17 protein-coding genes are annotated in these 13,346 nt (G+C 68.8%); 8 read left to right on the forward strand and 9 right to left on the reverse strand.

Annotated features, from left to right (window positions below; all coding sequences use genetic code 11):
* Positions 1-100 precede the first annotated feature (100 nt).
* From AC1Q5B_RS05865 to msrB, 5 genes are all read right to left on the reverse strand, one after another.
* A complete protein-coding gene (locus AC1Q5B_RS05865) occupies positions 101-391 on the reverse strand; it encodes a DUF4031 domain-containing protein (RefSeq protein WP_492630775.1) in 291 nt (96 codons plus the stop codon).
* Positions 388-795 (reverse strand): DUF3037 domain-containing protein, encoded by a 408-nt coding sequence (locus AC1Q5B_RS05870; RefSeq protein WP_492630776.1) that lies wholly within the window; start codon positions 793-795, stop codon positions 388-390. The genes AC1Q5B_RS05865 and AC1Q5B_RS05870 overlap by 4 nt, the downstream gene beginning before the upstream one ends.
* Positions 782-1,555 carry a HipA family kinase gene (locus tag AC1Q5B_RS05875; RefSeq protein WP_492630777.1) on the reverse strand — a complete coding sequence of 258 codons (774 nt, stop codon included), beginning with the start codon at positions 1,553-1,555 and terminating at the stop codon, positions 782-784. Before AC1Q5B_RS05875 ends, AC1Q5B_RS05870 begins: the two co-directional genes overlap by 14 nt.
* A gap of 33 nt (positions 1,556-1,588) precedes the next feature.
* A complete protein-coding gene (locus AC1Q5B_RS05880; RefSeq protein WP_492630778.1) occupies positions 1,589-2,644 on the reverse strand; it encodes a CorA family divalent cation transporter in 1,056 nt (351 codons plus the stop codon).
* An 88-nt stretch (positions 2,645-2,732) separates the two neighbouring features.
* On the reverse strand, positions 2,733-3,200 hold the full coding sequence (gene msrB, locus AC1Q5B_RS05885; protein WP_492630779.1) for a peptide-methionine (R)-S-oxide reductase MsrB: 468 nt from the start codon (positions 3,198-3,200) through the stop codon (positions 2,733-2,735).
* Positions 3,201-3,299: 99 nt separating this feature from the next.
* On the opposite strand from msrB, the gene AC1Q5B_RS05890 reads away from it, so the two are divergent.
* Positions 3,300-4,121, forward strand: a complete 822-nt coding sequence (locus AC1Q5B_RS05890) for a hypothetical protein (RefSeq protein ID WP_492630780.1) — start codon at positions 3,300-3,302, stop codon at positions 4,119-4,121.
* Between the two features lie 31 nt (positions 4,122-4,152).
* Here AC1Q5B_RS05890 and AC1Q5B_RS05895 read toward each other — a convergent pair whose 3' ends face one another.
* Together AC1Q5B_RS05895 and AC1Q5B_RS05900 are read right to left on the reverse strand one after the other, a co-directional pair.
* Positions 4,153-4,725: a DUF3016 domain-containing protein gene (locus AC1Q5B_RS05895; RefSeq protein ID WP_492630781.1), complete on the reverse strand. Its 573-nt coding sequence runs from the start codon at positions 4,723-4,725 to the stop codon at positions 4,153-4,155.
* A gap of 107 nt (positions 4,726-4,832) precedes the next feature.
* The gene (locus tag AC1Q5B_RS05900; protein ID WP_492630782.1) at positions 4,833-5,741 is read right to left on the reverse strand and encodes an AraC family transcriptional regulator; all 909 of its coding nucleotides are present in this window, start codon (positions 5,739-5,741) and stop codon (positions 4,833-4,835) included.
* A gap of 198 nt (positions 5,742-5,939) precedes the next feature.
* On the opposite strand from AC1Q5B_RS05900, the gene AC1Q5B_RS05905 reads away from it, so the two are divergent.
* The 7 genes from AC1Q5B_RS05905 to AC1Q5B_RS05935 all read left to right on the forward strand — a co-directional run bounded on the left by AC1Q5B_RS05905 (position 5,940) and on the right by AC1Q5B_RS05935 (position 12,352).
* Positions 5,940-6,674, forward strand: a complete 735-nt coding sequence (locus AC1Q5B_RS05905; protein ID WP_492630783.1) for an SDR family oxidoreductase — start codon at positions 5,940-5,942, stop codon at positions 6,672-6,674.
* 92 nt (positions 6,675-6,766) lie between these two features.
* Entirely contained in the window at positions 6,767-7,801 is a 1,035-nt protein-coding gene (locus AC1Q5B_RS05910; protein WP_492630954.1) for an aldo/keto reductase, read from the forward strand.
* 155 nt (positions 7,802-7,956) lie between these two features.
* Complete coding sequence (locus AC1Q5B_RS05915) at positions 7,957-9,237, forward strand: Xaa-Pro dipeptidase (protein WP_492630784.1); 1,281 nt, start codon at positions 7,957-7,959, stop codon at positions 9,235-9,237.
* Positions 9,238-9,247: 10 nt separating this feature from the next.
* The gene (locus tag AC1Q5B_RS05920; protein WP_492630785.1) at positions 9,248-9,916 is read left to right on the forward strand and encodes a DsbA family oxidoreductase; all 669 of its coding nucleotides are present in this window, start codon (positions 9,248-9,250) and stop codon (positions 9,914-9,916) included.
* A gap of 106 nt (positions 9,917-10,022) precedes the next feature.
* Positions 10,023-10,226 carry a hypothetical protein gene (locus tag AC1Q5B_RS05925; protein WP_492630786.1) on the forward strand — a complete coding sequence of 68 codons (204 nt, stop codon included), beginning with the start codon at positions 10,023-10,025 and terminating at the stop codon, positions 10,224-10,226.
* A 69-nt stretch (positions 10,227-10,295) separates the two neighbouring features.
* Positions 10,296-10,967 carry a winged helix-turn-helix domain-containing protein gene (locus tag AC1Q5B_RS05930; protein ID WP_492630787.1) on the forward strand — a complete coding sequence of 224 codons (672 nt, stop codon included), beginning with the start codon at positions 10,296-10,298 and terminating at the stop codon, positions 10,965-10,967.
* Positions 10,964-12,352, forward strand: coding sequence for a sensor histidine kinase (locus AC1Q5B_RS05935; RefSeq protein WP_492630788.1), 1,389 nt, complete (start codon positions 10,964-10,966; stop codon positions 12,350-12,352). The genes AC1Q5B_RS05930 and AC1Q5B_RS05935 overlap by 4 nt, the downstream gene beginning before the upstream one ends.
* On the opposite strand, the gene AC1Q5B_RS05940 is transcribed toward AC1Q5B_RS05935, so the two are convergent.
* Entirely contained in the window at positions 12,349-12,561 is a 213-nt protein-coding gene (locus tag AC1Q5B_RS05940; protein ID WP_192313484.1) for a hypothetical protein, read from the reverse strand. The genes AC1Q5B_RS05935 and AC1Q5B_RS05940 overlap by 4 nt on opposite strands.
* Before the next feature lie 135 nt (positions 12,562-12,696).
* Positions 12,697-13,329 carry an arylesterase gene (locus AC1Q5B_RS05945; RefSeq protein WP_492630789.1) on the reverse strand — a complete coding sequence of 211 codons (633 nt, stop codon included), beginning with the start codon at positions 13,327-13,329 and terminating at the stop codon, positions 12,697-12,699.
* Positions 13,330-13,346 lie beyond the last annotated feature (17 nt).

Genomic DNA, 13,346 nt, shown 5'->3' on the forward strand with positions numbered 1-13,346 from the left:
CTGTAGAGCGGAGCTTGCTCCGCTGCTCTCCGGTCCGATGACGGGGTCTGGAAAGATCGCGGAGCCGAGCAAGCTCGGCTCTACGAGGTGGCGGAACGGGTCATGGCGCTTCCGAGAGCCCGCTCCATTGCGAGCGCGCGATGCGGATGATCGCGCGGACCTGTTCGCGGTCGCGGTGGCGGGAAATGGCGATCGCGCCGAGCCGCAACGCCTCTTCGCGCAAGGCTTCGTTCACGTCGTAGTGCGCGCCGCTGCGCTTGTCCTGGAACGCGCGGCGGGGCATTCCCAGCCGTGCCGCCATCGCATGCAGTTCGTCCAGCGTGTCGGCCATCAGGTGGGCCCAGCGCTGTCCGCGCCAGAGCGTCACCGGGTCGTCCACGTAGACGCTCATCGCGGCACGGTGGCCTTCGGCGGCCGCACCATGCGGTCCATGAGGTGCTCCAGCGTCGCCGGCAGGTCGCCGCAGCGCCCCATGTGCACCGGCGAGGTCTGGATGATGGAACTGCGTTTGGCGGTCAGCCAGTGGAAGCGCGCACGCGGCGCCAGGAGGCCGATCGGCGCGGCGGCCTCGCCACCGCGGCAGATCGCGGGAATGGTGTCCAGGTGGCGGCGCAGCGATTCGAGGTCCAGCGTGGGATCGAGTGCGCGCAGGCGCGCTTCGTCCAGCTCGATGCGCGCTTCCAGGAAACCCGCACGCTCGCACGACAGGATGATGCCGACGTTGACGAACTCCTCCCGCTCCACGCGCGGCACCACGCGGATCACCGCGTAATCGTAGGTGTCATGCGCGTGCACGGATCGCCTCCTGCACGAAGGCGGAGCGCTGCGCCAGGCGTTGCGTGAGGTAATCCACGTACGCCGCGCGCTGCGTCGCGGGATTGCCGAACGCATCCGGCCCCTGCAGCCACGCATCCGGCACGTCGGCGACGATGCCGGCGATCACGTCGTCGGACAGCCGCGATGCCAGCTCCGCATCGACCTCCGCCACGCGCGACGCCCAGCGCAGCAGCACGTGGTCGCGGATCAGCGGGAACGGTTTGCCCGCGCCGGACGTGTCGCCGTCCCAGCCGTGGTGGAAGTACAACGACGCGCCGTGGTCGATCAGGTACAGTCGGCGGTGCCACATCAGCAGGTTGGTGTTGCGCGCGGTGCGGTCGACATTGCTGATGAAGGCGTCGAACCAGACGATGCGCGAAGCGAGGTCGGCGTCGGGCTGTTCGGCGACCGGATCGAAGTTCACGGCGCCGGGCAGGTAGTCCATCGCCAGGTTCAGCCCGGCGCTGGCCTTGATCAGGTCCTGGATCTCGGGGTCGCCTTCGGTGCGGGCGAGGTCGGCCTCCAGTGCCATCAGCGCGAGGTCGGGCATCGGCAGCTGCAGCGCCTTCGCCAGGCCGCCGCCGATCAGTTCGGCTACCAGCGCCTTCGGCCCTTGGCCGGCGCCGCGGAACTTGAGGACGTAGAGGCCGTCGTCGTCGGCTTCGACCACGGCGGGCATCGAGCCGCCTTCGCGCAGCGGGGTGACGTAACGGGTGGCGGTGCGGAGAGGGAGTGTCATCAGGCCGTCAGGATACCCGACCGCGTCGATGGCTCAGGTGGAGCGCGACACGCCCATCCGTCGCAGCGCCAGGTACACCACCACACTCGATGCGGCACCCAGCAGCAGGGCGAACGCGAGGCCGTGCGTGCTGTGCGCGAACGGCAGGCCGGGCAGGTTCATGCCGAACAGGCCGGCCACCAGGCTGGGCGGCAGCAGCAGGGCGGTGACCATCGACAGTACGTAAAGATGCCGGTTGGTGCGTTCGGCCAGCTTCGCCGCGACTTCGTCCTGCAGCAGGCGTGCGCGTTCCTGCAGCGTGGCGACGTCGCCGTCGAGATCGTCCAGCCGCTGGTTCAGGCGGGACACGGCGGGCAGCAGTTCGTGTCCGGCGTCGGCGGGGTGGCGCTGCTCGAACTGCTTGAGCACGCGCCGCATCGCGGTGAGCGGACGGTGCAGGCGCACGGTCTGGTGGCGCAGTTGCGCGAGGTCGCGCCGCTCCTCGCCGATGCTGTCGGCCAGCACGCGATCCTCGATCCGGTCCAGCCGCGCCGACAGTCCGTCGCTGCTGCGCTCGACGGTGTCGGCAAAGCGGCCGGCGACCATTTCGAGCAGGCGCACCGGCGAGTCCGCGAGGGCGCCGCCGCCGACCGCGCGCCGTGCCGTCTCCACCGAACGCAGCGCTTGCCGGCGTGCCGTGACCAGCAGGGTGGGGGTCAGCGCGAAGTGCAACCAGCCGATCCCGTCGTCGCCGTGCAACTGGCCTTCGGCCGCCAGGTCGACGCCGCGCTGGTGCGCCCAGTCGACGAACACGCCGTGCGCGGCGGCGTCTTCGAGCTGCAGGTTGACGTGCGAATCCGGCGACAGCAACGTGGCGTGGGCATCCTCGGGCAGCGGCAGCTTCGCCACTACCTGCGCGCTGCGGGCGTCGCTCAGGTCCAGGTGCAGCCAGTGCCAGCCGTCGACGGCGTTGTGCATGACGCCGGCTCCGCACTGGACGGCGTCCAGCACCTGCGCGCGGCCAGTCGCGTCGAACCGGTACAGCCACAACGCGCCGGGCAGGCCGGCGAACGGCGAGGGAAGCGCTTCGGGTTCGACGGGGGATGCCATGTTGCAGCCGTGCGGCAGCCGGGAGACGGTTGGGTGACGGTCAGGCTACCGCCGTCATATGCCCGTCTCGTGACAGGCGAGGTGCCGGCTATCCGGCGGGCTGTGCTTCCGCACCACCCCGCTGCAGCGGGTCCGGCAGGGCCTCGCCGTTCGGGGTAAAGGCCAGCGACACCGAGTTCAGGCAATGGCGTTCGCCGGTCGGCGGTGGGCCGTCGGGGAACACATGGCCCAGGTGCGACTGGCAGCGGGCGCAGACGATCTCGGTGCGGATCATCCCGTAGCTGGTGTCGCGGATACGGCCGACATGCGCTTCGTCGACGGGCTGAAAGAAGCTCGGCCAGCCGGTGCCGGAATCGAACTTGGCGCTGGAGCGGAACAGCGGTAGCCCGCACAGCCGGCACGTGTAGACACCGTCCAGCTTGTTGTCCAGGAACACCCCGCAGAACGGCGCCTCGGTGCCGTGATGCAGCAGCACGCGGCGTTCTTCCTCGCTCAGGCCCGCGATCAGGGTCTCGCGCTGCGCGTCGGTGGGCGGGGTGAGATCGAAGACGGTCATGAGCATGCTCCGCAGAAGGGATGTGAGCGATATGGTGGCTGCGCCCGCACGCCGCAACCCTGGTTTACCATCGGCGTACTTTCAGGGAGAGCAGCACGGATGCGACGGAGACTGGCCTTGTGGGCGCTGGCCCTGCCCCTGACGGCGGCCCACGCCCAGACCCCTGCGCCAGCGCCGCGCCTGCCGCCCGCGCCCGGTTGCCTGGATGCCAGGCAGATGGACGAAGTGCGCCAGGTGTCGCCCACCCTGCTCGCCGTGCAGGGACGCGATGGACAGCGCTTCCGCATCGATCTGGCGGATGGCTGCCCCGGCGCCAGCCAGGCGCAGGCGGTGCTGCTGGCACGCGAGGGTTGGGTATGCGGGACCGGGCGCGAATACGTGCGCATCGGCGATGCCACGTGCGCCGTCGCCGCCATCGCCACCGTCGATGCACGCGAGTACGCGGCGCTCGCGCGCGCCTCGCAGGTGGCCGACGACGGCGTGACCACGCTGGACACCGTGCAGGTGCGCGCGCCGCGCCGGCACGGCTTCGCAGGCTCGTCGAGCTTCTGCTTCAATCCCCGCTACCTGCGCGCCTGGTCGGAAGACAAGCAGGGCATGCTGGTAGAGCTGTCGCCGCGACGCTCGGGCGGGCACCGCTACTATCGCGTCGAACTCGCGCAGTCGTGCCCGGACCTGGATTCGGCGCCTGCGATCACGTTCCGTTCGGGGGTGGGCATCGGACTCATCTGTGGCAATCCCGGCGACCGGGTGGTGGCGCAGGACAGCGGCGGCAACAGCGTCTTCGATTCGGGCAACGCGGACGCGTTGATACCCGGGGACGAGCGTCGTTGGTCGCGACGCGGCATCCGCATCCAGTGCACGGTCTCGGCCGTGTATCCCCATGAACCGGAGAACGGAAACGCACAGGCCCCGCGATGAGCGGGGCCTGCGGATCGCACGACGGCGTTGATCAGGGCGTCGAGGTCAGTGCCGGCCCGCTGCGGAATTCCTTGCGGAGCCAGTCGTCGATCAGCCGCTTCTCGTAGCGCAGGTTGTCGTTGCTGTTGATCTGCGTGCCCATCAGGAAGGCGTGGTCGACCAGCTTGCGTTCGCCCTCGGCGAGCACCTGTCCATCCGCGCCCTTGAGCGTGAACGCCAGCGTCATGCGCGGCGGATAGAGGTCCTTCACGACGCGGATATCGTTCATGCCGGCCCGTACGGTCGGCTCGTAGCGGCCCGCGCGGTCGATGTCGGAGATGGTGATGTCCAGGGTCTGGCCACGGGCGAGGCGCTGGCCCGCTTCATCGCGCAGGTAGGTGGCGAGCTGGGTGACCCAGGTACCGCGCTCGGCTTCCCAGCGGTTGCCGCTGTACTTGATCTCGCTGAACTGCGCGGGATCGGTCCAGCTGACGCTGACCGCGCCACCGTCCGCAGACACGCTGCGCGGCAGGTTCGGATCGGTAACGGTCTTGGGGGCCGCCATGGCGGGCGCGGCAATGGCGAGCGCGACCAGGGCGGTGAGCAGCAGGGCAGGCGCCTTCATGGCGGGTCCTCCGTAGGTGTCACATGAAGTGTGCGCCCGGCGCAGAGGGCAGACAACCGGGCGGCCGCGCCCTGTCGTGCGGCGTTCAGTCCCTGTTTCCAGGCCGTTCAGAGGTTGCGCAACCGCTCCACGTCGCGCACGGGGGGCGCGCCGAACATGCGGCTGTACTCGCGGCTGAACTGCGACGGGCTTTCGTAGCCCACGCGATGGCCGGCGCTGGCGGCGTCCAGCACTTCGCTGAGCATCAGCCGGCGGGCTTCCTGCAGGCGCAGCTGCTTCTGGTACTGCAGCGGACTCATCGCGGTGACCGCCTTGAAGTGATGGTGCAGCGCCGAGGCGCTCATGTGCACTTCGCGGGCGATGTGGTCGATGCGCAGCGGCTTGGCGTAATGCTCGCGCAGCCAGTGGATCGCCTTCGCCACGCGCTGGCCCTGGCTGTCCGCGATGCCGATGTGGCGAAGCATCGCGCCCTGCGGGCTGCACAGCACGCGGTACAGGATTTCGCGTTCCACCAGCGGCGCCAGCAGCGGGATGTCGCGCGGTGCGTCGAGCAGCTTCACCAGGCGTATCGCGGCATCCAGCATCTCCACGCTGCTCGGTTGCAGGAACAGGCCGCGCGATGGCGGCGGCAGCGGCGCCTTCGCCGATTCGGCTTCGGTGACCATCTCGGCGATGGTGGCGGCCGAGAGTTTCAGGATCAGGCACAGGTAGGGCGCTTCGGCCGAGGCCTCGGTGACCTGGCCGGTCACCGGCAGGTCGACGGAGGCGACCACGAAGCGGCTGGCGTCGTACTCGTAGACCTCGTCGGCGAGGATGGCGCGCTTGGCGCCCTGCACGATCAGGCAGAGCGCGGCCTCCTGCACGCCGCGCATCGGCAGCTCCATGGGGGCGCTCAGCCGCGAGAAGTTCAGGGCCGGGATCGCCGTGGAGTGGAAACCGTCCATGCCGGTGGATCGTTCAATCAGACCGGCCAGTTCGTGGACGCGATCGGCGAGCAACGGAGCGATGTCGGACATGCGGGAGCCTGCGGGGCGTGCGTATGGGATGACGGCGAGTCTACGCAGCGGGCTCGTGGATGGAACGGTTTGAGGACGGCCTCCGCAGGATCAGGCAAGGATCGAAGAGGAACCGGATATCGACGCGGCGGGCACGGCGCCCAGACTGCGCTCCGTCCCGGCGCAGCCCGCGCCGAGTTTCCCCCAATGAGGTGTCCCATGTCCGGAATCCAAGGAAAAGTCATCGCCATCACTGGCGCCAGCAGCGGCATCGGCGAAGCCGCCGCGCGCGAACTCGCCCGCCGCGGCGCCAAGGTCGTGCTGGGTGCGCGCCGTACCGATCGACTGGAAAAGCTCGTCGCCGAGATCGAAGCCGCCGGCGGCACCGCGCGCCAGCGTGCGCTCGATGTCACCCGTCTCGACGACGCGCAGGCCTTCGTCGATTTCGCCCGCGGCGAATTCGGCCGTCTCGACGCGATCATCAACAATGCGGGCGTGATGCCACTGTCGCCGCTGGCCGCGTTGAAGATCGACGAGTGGAACCGGATGATCGACGTCAACATCCGCGGCGTGTTGCACGGCATCGCGGCCGCGCTGCCCGTGATGCAGGCCCAGGGCGGCGGCCAGATCATCAACGTCGCCTCCACCGCCGGCCGTCGCGTGTGGCCCAGCGCGTCGGTCTACTGCGCCACCAAGCATGCCGTACTCGCGATCTCCGAAGGCCTCCGCCAGGAACACGACAACCTCCGCGTCACGGTCGTTTCGCCGGGCGTCACCACCAGCGAACTGGCCGAGACCACCAGCGATGCCGGCATCAAGGCGTGGCTCGAGGACTTCCGTCAGGTCGCCATCCCGGCGGACGCCGTGGCACGCGCGATCGCCTATGCGGTGGAGCAGCCCGACGACGTCGACGTCAGCGAAGTCATCGTGCGACCCGCGGCAAGCGCGAACTAAGCGTTCCATCGCAAGGGGTTGCCGCGACGGCGACGGGGGAGTGCAATGGCGCACTCCCCCGTCCCAGGAACATCCCCATGGAGCATTCCCCTATGGAGTACCGCTATCTCGGCGCATCCGGCTTCCGCGTGCCGGTCCTCTCCTTCGGTACCGGCACCTTCGGCGGGCAGGGCGCGCTGTTCAGCGCGTGGGGCAGCACCGATGTCGCCGAAGCGCGGCGCCTGGTCGACGTCTGTCTCGATGCCGGCCTCAACATGTTCGACAGCGCCGATGTGTATTCGAAGGGTGCGGCCGAAGAGATCCTCGGCGAGGCCATCAAGGGAAAACCGCGCGATTCCCTGATCATCTCCACCAAGGCCACCTTCCGCTTCGGCGACGGCGAGAACCAGGTCGGTTCCTCGCGCCACCACCTGATCAACGCCGTCGATGCCGCGCTCAAGCGCCTGGGCACCGATTACATCGACCTGTTCCAGTTGCACGGCTTCGATGCGCGTCCGCCGGTGGAAGAAGTGCTGTCCACGCTCGACACGCTGGTCAAGGCCGGCAAGATCCGTTACCTGGGCGTGTCCAATTTCTCCGGCTGGCACCTGATGAAGTCGCTCGCCGCGGCCGACCGCCATGGCTGGACGCGCTACGTGGCGCACCAGGCGTATTACTCGCTCGTCGGCCGCGATTACGAGTGGGACCTGATGCCGCTGGCCGCCGACCAGGGCGTCGGCGCGGTGGTGTGGAGTCCGCTCGGCTGGGGTCGCCTGACGGGTAAGATCCGTCGCGGCCAGCCGCTGCCGGAGAACAGCCGCCTGCAGTCGCAGACCGCGCAGGATGCCGGCCCGCAGGTCGACCTCGACTACCTGTACGACGTGGTCGACGCACTCGACGAGATCGCGCAGGAAACCGGCAAGACGATCCCGCAGGTCGCGCTGAACTGGCTGCTGCAGCGGCCCACGGTCAGCACTGCGGTGATCGGTGCGCGCAATGAGGAACAGTTGAAGCAGAACCTCGGTGCCGTGGGCTGGAACCTGACGTCCGAGCAGGTGGCGAAGCTGGACAAGGCCAGCCAGCGACCGAAGCCGTATCCGTACTGGCACCAGGCAGGCTTCGCCTACCGCAACCCGACACCGGTCTGACCGCTCTCGTAGAGCGGAGCTTGCTCCGCTGCTTCTTGCGTTGCCTTGCGATGGTCGTGCTCGCGGTCGGCGTGCGCAGCCGAGCAAGCTCGGCTCTACAGTGCAGGTTGCGGCCTGCTAGAGTCGCGCGGTCCCCGTTCCCGTTTGGAGTTTCGATGCGCCTGCGTGTGCTTGCTGCCGTCCTGTCCGTCGCCTGCGCGCCCGCGTTCGCGGCGACCACCTACGTCAAGGCGGGGCGCGTGCTGGATGTCGAATCCGGGCGCCTGCTGACCGACCAGGCCATCGTCATCGAGGACGCGCGCATCACCGCCATCGGTCCTGCCGGGAGTACGCCGGTACCGGCCGGTGCGACCGTACACGATCTTTCCACGAAGACCGTCCTTCCCGGGCTGATGGACGCTCACGTGCACCTGCATGGCGACGCCGACCTGCAGGGGTACCGCCGCCTGGCGATCTCGCTGCCCGCCGCCGCCATCAAGGGCGCGAAGAACGCACGCACCACGCTGCTGGCCGGCTTCACCACCGTGCGCGTGCCGGGCTCGCCCGGCTATGCGGACGTGGCGCTGCGCGATGCCATCGTCGCAGGCGAAGTCGACGGCCCGCGCATCCTCGCCGGTGGCGTCTCCATCGGGATCACCGGCGGCCACTGCAGCGACAACAACCTGCTGCCCGCCGAGTACAAGGCGGTGGGCGAAGGCGTCGCCGACGGTCCCTGGGCCGCGCGCCAGAAGGTGCGTCAGAACGTCAAGTTCGGCGCGGACTTCATCAAGACCTGCTCCACCGGCGGTGTGCTGTCCAAGGGCACCGAGGTCGGTGCACCGCAGTATTCGCTGGAAGAGTTGACCGCGCTCGTCGACGAGGCGCACGCGCTGGGCCGCAAGGTCGCCTCGCACGCGCATGGCGCCACCGGTATCCGCAACGCGCTGCTGGCCGGTGTCGACTCCATCGAGCACGCCAGTTTCATCGACGACGCCGGCATCGCGCTGGCGAAGAAGAACGGCACCGTACTGGTGATGGACATCTACAACACCGAGTACATCCTCGGCGAAGGCGAGAAGGCCGGGTTCCTGCCGGAGTCGCTGGAGAAGGAGCGCCGCGTCGGCGCGACCCAGCGCGAGAACTTCCGCAAGGCGCACCAGGCCGGCGTCACCATGGGCTTCGGCACCGATGGCGGCGTCTATCCGCATGGACTCAATGCCCGCCAGTTCTCGCGCATGGTGCAGTTCGGCATGACGCCGCTGCAGGCGATCCGTTCGGCCACCCTCGTCAACGCGCGCCTGTTCGGCATCGACCAGGATGCCGGCGTGCTGAAGCCGGGCTATTACGCCGACCTGATCGCCGTCGACGGCGATCCGCTGCAGGACGTGGCCGTGCTGGAGAACGTCGGCTTCGTGATGAAGCAGGGCCGCGTCTACAAGAACACCGCGAAGGAATGAGGCACCGCGCATGTCCAAGCCCGTGAAGATCGATTTCGTCTCCGACGTCGCCTGTCCCTGGTGCGCCATCGGCCTGGCCGCGCTCGAGCGCGCGATCGCGAACGTCGGCGGCGACCTGCAGGTCGAGCTGCGCTTCCAGCCGTTCGAGTTGAATCCCGACATGGGCCCGCAAGGCGAGTCGATCGCCGACCATCTCGCGAAGAAGTACGGCCTGAACGCCGAGCAGCTCGCGCAGAACGGCGAAGCGCTGCGCCAGCGTGGCGAGGCACTGGGGTTCCGCTTCGACCTGCAGAAGCGCGACCGCATCTACAACACCTTCGACGCGCACCGCCTGCTGCATTGGGCGGGCGAGCTCGGCGCCGCGCAGCAGCTCGCGCTCAAGCGCGCGCTGCTGCAGGCCTATCACGGCGAGGGACGCAACGTGTCGGACCGCGACACGCTGGTCGCCATCGCCGCGGAAGCCGGTCTCGATGCCGCCGAGGCGCGACGCATCCTGGAAGCCGATACCTACGCCGCGCAGGTGCGCGAGCGCGAGCATTTCTACCAGCAGCACGGCATCCGTGCGGTGCCCTCGGCGATCTTCAACGACCGCCATCTGGTGCAGGGCGGCCAGCCGGTCGAGGTGTTCGAGCAGGCGTTGCGGCAACTGGGAGGCCTGCCCCCGCCGGCAGCCGGATGACGGAAATGTAATGTTGCGGACAGCATCGGGAGAGCCCGGGGATCGCAGACTGGCGCCACGGTGGGAATCGGCCCACCGCATCCACGCCACACCGAGGAGCATTCCCATGAAGCTGCGCTATTCCCTGATGACCCTGGCCCTGTCGCTGGTGGGCGCCACCGCCTTCGCCGCGACGCCCACGCCGTCCCCGGCGCCCGTCGCCAAGACCACGGCGGCGAAGCCTGCCCACGCCGCGAAGTGCGCCGAGCACCAGAAGCAGGACAAGCAGGGCCGCTGCGAAGACAGCAAGACGGCTGCGAAGAAGAGCTGAACCGGCGTTCCCGGCACCGCCGCCGGGCCGCGCGGCGGCGGTACCATGGGCATCTCCACGGGAGGCGCCATGCGAGCGTTGTTGATCGAGGATGACCCCCACACGGCGGCGTTCGTCTGCAAGGCGATGCGGGAAGAAGGGCATGTGCCCGACCACGCCGACAACGGCCGCGACGGCCTGTTCATGGCCAACACGGAACGCTACGACGTCCTGGTCATCGATCGCATGGTGCCCGTGCTCGACGGCCTGAGCCTGCTCAAGGCGTTGCGGGCGGCGGGCAATACGACGCCCGCGATCCTGCTGACCGCGCTGTCGGACGTGGACCATCGGGTCGAAGGACTGAAGGCCGGCGCGGACGATTATCTCGCCAAGCCGTTTTCCTATGCCGAACTCAGTGCGCGCATGGACAACGTCAGCCGGCGCGGCAAAGGGGATGCCCCCGTCACGGCATTGCGCGTGGCGGATCTGGAACTCGATCTGCTGTCGCGGCGGGCCATGCGCGGAACACGGCGCATCGACCTGCAACCGCGCGAGTTCCGGCTGTTGGAGTACCTGATGCGGCACGCGGGCCGCGTCGTCACCCGCACGATGCTGCTGGAAGCGGTGTGGGACTATCACTTCGACCCGCAGACCAACGTCATCGACGTGCATGTCAGCCGCCTGCGGCAGAAGATCGAAGGGGCGGATGAGCTGGCGCTCCTCCACACCGTCCGTGGCGCGGGCTACCGTCTCGGCGGATGAGTCCACGGCGCGCACCGCTGCGATCGACCACGGCACGGTTGGCGTGGGGCGCGGCAGCCGCGTTCCTCGCCGGATTCTGGCTGCTGTCGGCGTTCGCCTACGTCACCCTGTCGTCGCTGCTGGAACATGACGCCCGCGAGCGGGTGATGGCCGATGCCGGGGGCCTGGCCGACCTCTACCGGCGCGACGGGCGGGAGGTCCTGGTGGCGGAGGTGCGGCAGCGCGTGGCCGACGGGATCGATCCCGACGCCCTGTACGCCGTCATCGATGCGCGCCATGGCACGCGGCTGGCCGGCAATCTGCACGGTATCGAGGCCCGGCCGTTGCGCGCCGGCTGGATGCCGCTGGCGGACGAACCCGCCGGCACGCCGCGCCGCGTCCATGTCCGCAAACTCGATGCGGGCATCTATCTCGCCACGGGCATGCGGATGAGGGCGGCGGCCGGCTTCAAGGCGATAGCGCTGCGCACGACGCTGATGGCGACCGTGTTCGCGCTGGTGCTGGGTGCCCTGCTGGGCCACCTGATCGCGCGCTGGGTCGCGCATCGCCTGCGACGGATCGAGGAAACGGCGGCCCAGGTCGGCGATGGCGAAATCGACAGTCGCGTGCCGCTCGATGGAAGCGACGATGCGTTCGAACGCCTGGCGCTGCGATTCAACGCCATGCTCGATCGCATCGGCGGCCTGTTGACGGGCGTGCGCGACGCCACGGATCACATCGCGCACGATCTGCGTACCCCATTGACGCGCATGCGCAGTCGCCTGGAAGCGTTGCGCATGACGTCGCTGGACGACGAACACGCCTTCGCGCTCGACGCCGCCATCGGAGAAGTCGACCAGTTGCTGGCGTCGTCCAGCGCCCTGTTGCGCTTGGCGCGGGTGCAGTCGCAGCCGAGGGTGGAGGACGATCCCCTGGTGCCGTTGGACCGGGTCGTGCGCGACGCCGTCGAACTCTACGAACCCATCGCGATCGAGCGTGGGGTGCGGATGGAGGCGGAGGTGATGCCGGTGTCGGTGCGCGGCGATGCCGATCAACTGTTCCAGGCCATCGCGAATCTGCTGGACAACGCCATCAAGTACTCGCCCCAGGGGCGAAGCGTACGGGTGGCCGTGCTGTCGTCCATGGCCGAGGCGGTCATCCTGGTGGCGGACGAAGGCGAAGGCATTCCGGTCGCCGAACGGGCACGGGTGTTCGATCGCTATTATCGTCTCGAGCGCCACCGGCACTCACCCGGGACGGGCCTGGGATTGAGCCTGGTGCAGGCCGTCGTACACCGGCATCGCGGGCAGATCCATCTGGGCGATCATCGACCCGGGCTGGAAGTGACGCTGCGTCTGCCGCTGCCCGCCATCGCGGCAGACGATCAGGTTCCGGATCGGGCCTAGCCGTGGCGGGCCAGCAGGATGGCTTCGTTGCTCGGCATCTCGACGACGACCGCAGTCGGGATGCCATGGTGCTGGTGCAGGGTGGCGGCGAGCAGCTTGGCGCTCTCGCGCGCATCGCCCAGGTTGTCGAACCAGTTGCGGCCGTACTGGCCTTCGTAGAGCTGCCAGCCTTTGTCGTTGGCGGCGATGGTGAACAGCAGGCGGGGCATGACGGACTCCAGTCAACACGCCGGGCAGGGAACCGGCGTGCGCACTGTGCGCGAATGTGTCAGTTCTCACATTCGGCGGACACCCCGAATGTGCGTAGGAAAAGTCCTACGCTGATGTAGGTGTGACGCCCGCCATCAACGCAGCAGCGGCTCGAGCGCCTTCCACACGTGGTCGCGCAGTTTCGGTTGCGCGCTGGCGACCGGGTGCAGGTTGTCGGCCTGATAGGCGCTGCGGTCGAGTGCGATGGGTTCCAGCAGGAACGGCAGCAAGGGGGTGTTGTACTGCTTGGCCAGCGCGCTGAAGTTCTGTTCGAACCCGCGCGTGTAGTCCGGTCCATAGTTCGGGGGCATGCGCATGCCCACCAGCAGCACGCGGGCCTTGCCGGCCTGCGCGGCCTTGATCATCTTCTCGAGGTTGGCGCGGGTCTGCGCCAGCGGCAGTCCACGCAAGCCGTCGTTGGCGCCCAGCGCGATAACGACGACGGCCGGTTTGTGGCGCTGCACTTCCGCCGCGATGCGGGCAGCGCCGCCCGCCGTCGTTTCACCGCTGATGCTGGCGTTGACGACGCGCCAGCCCGGCTTGGTCTTGCCGATGCGGTCGGCGGTCAGCGATACCCAGCCCTGCGCCGGTGCGAGGCCGTACGCCGCCGACAACGAATCGCCCATCACCAGGACGGTGCGCGCGCCCTCCGCCGGCGCGGCTGCGGGGGTCTGCGCTGCGACGGGGCGTGCGAACGACGCGACGAGCAGCAGCAACGACAGGCCCATGGCCCATTGCAGGCGTC

The sequence above is a fragment of the Pseudoxanthomonas sp. GW835-FHT14C01 genome, from assembly GCF_058793715.1.

Bases quoted from the DNA above. Each gene is read 5' to 3' on its own strand.
- AC1Q5B_RS05945 (WP_492630789.1), bottom strand. From the start codon at position 13,329: ATGGGCCTGTCGTTGCTGCTGCTCGTCGCGTCGTTCGCACGCCCCGTC.
- AC1Q5B_RS05920 (WP_492630785.1), top strand. From the start codon at position 9,248: ATGTCCAAGCCCGTGAAGATCGATTTCGTCTCCGACGTCGCCTGTCCC.
- AC1Q5B_RS05905 (WP_492630783.1), top strand. From the start codon at position 5,940: ATGTCCGGAATCCAAGGAAAAGTCATCGCCATCACTGGCGCCAGCAGC.
- AC1Q5B_RS05940 (WP_192313484.1), bottom strand. From the start codon at position 12,561: ATGCCCCGCCTGCTGTTCACCATCGCCGCCAACGACAAAGGCTGGCAG.
- AC1Q5B_RS05925 (WP_492630786.1), top strand. From the start codon at position 10,023: ATGAAGCTGCGCTATTCCCTGATGACCCTGGCCCTGTCGCTGGTGGGC.
- AC1Q5B_RS05930 (WP_492630787.1), top strand. From the start codon at position 10,296: ATGCGAGCGTTGTTGATCGAGGATGACCCCCACACGGCGGCGTTCGTC.
- AC1Q5B_RS05900 (WP_492630782.1), bottom strand. From the start codon at position 5,741: ATGTCCGACATCGCTCCGTTGCTCGCCGATCGCGTCCACGAACTGGCC.
- AC1Q5B_RS05895 (WP_492630781.1), bottom strand. From the start codon at position 4,725: ATGAAGGCGCCTGCCCTGCTGCTCACCGCCCTGGTCGCGCTCGCCATT.
- AC1Q5B_RS05890 (WP_492630780.1), top strand. From the start codon at position 3,300: ATGCGACGGAGACTGGCCTTGTGGGCGCTGGCCCTGCCCCTGACGGCG.
- AC1Q5B_RS05865 (WP_492630775.1), bottom strand. From the start codon at position 391: ATGAGCGTCTACGTGGACGACCCGGTGACGCTCTGGCGCGGACAGCGC.
- AC1Q5B_RS05880 (WP_492630778.1), bottom strand. From the start codon at position 2,644: ATGGCATCCCCCGTCGAACCCGAAGCGCTTCCCTCGCCGTTCGCCGGC.
- AC1Q5B_RS05910 (WP_492630954.1), top strand. From the start codon at position 6,767: ATGGAGTACCGCTATCTCGGCGCATCCGGCTTCCGCGTGCCGGTCCTC.
- AC1Q5B_RS05875 (WP_492630777.1), bottom strand. From the start codon at position 1,555: ATGACACTCCCTCTCCGCACCGCCACCCGTTACGTCACCCCGCTGCGC.
- msrB (WP_492630779.1), bottom strand. From the start codon at position 3,200: ATGACCGTCTTCGATCTCACCCCGCCCACCGACGCGCAGCGCGAGACC.
- AC1Q5B_RS05915 (WP_492630784.1), top strand. From the start codon at position 7,957: ATGCGCCTGCGTGTGCTTGCTGCCGTCCTGTCCGTCGCCTGCGCGCCC.
- AC1Q5B_RS05935 (WP_492630788.1), top strand. From the start codon at position 10,964: ATGAGTCCACGGCGCGCACCGCTGCGATCGACCACGGCACGGTTGGCG.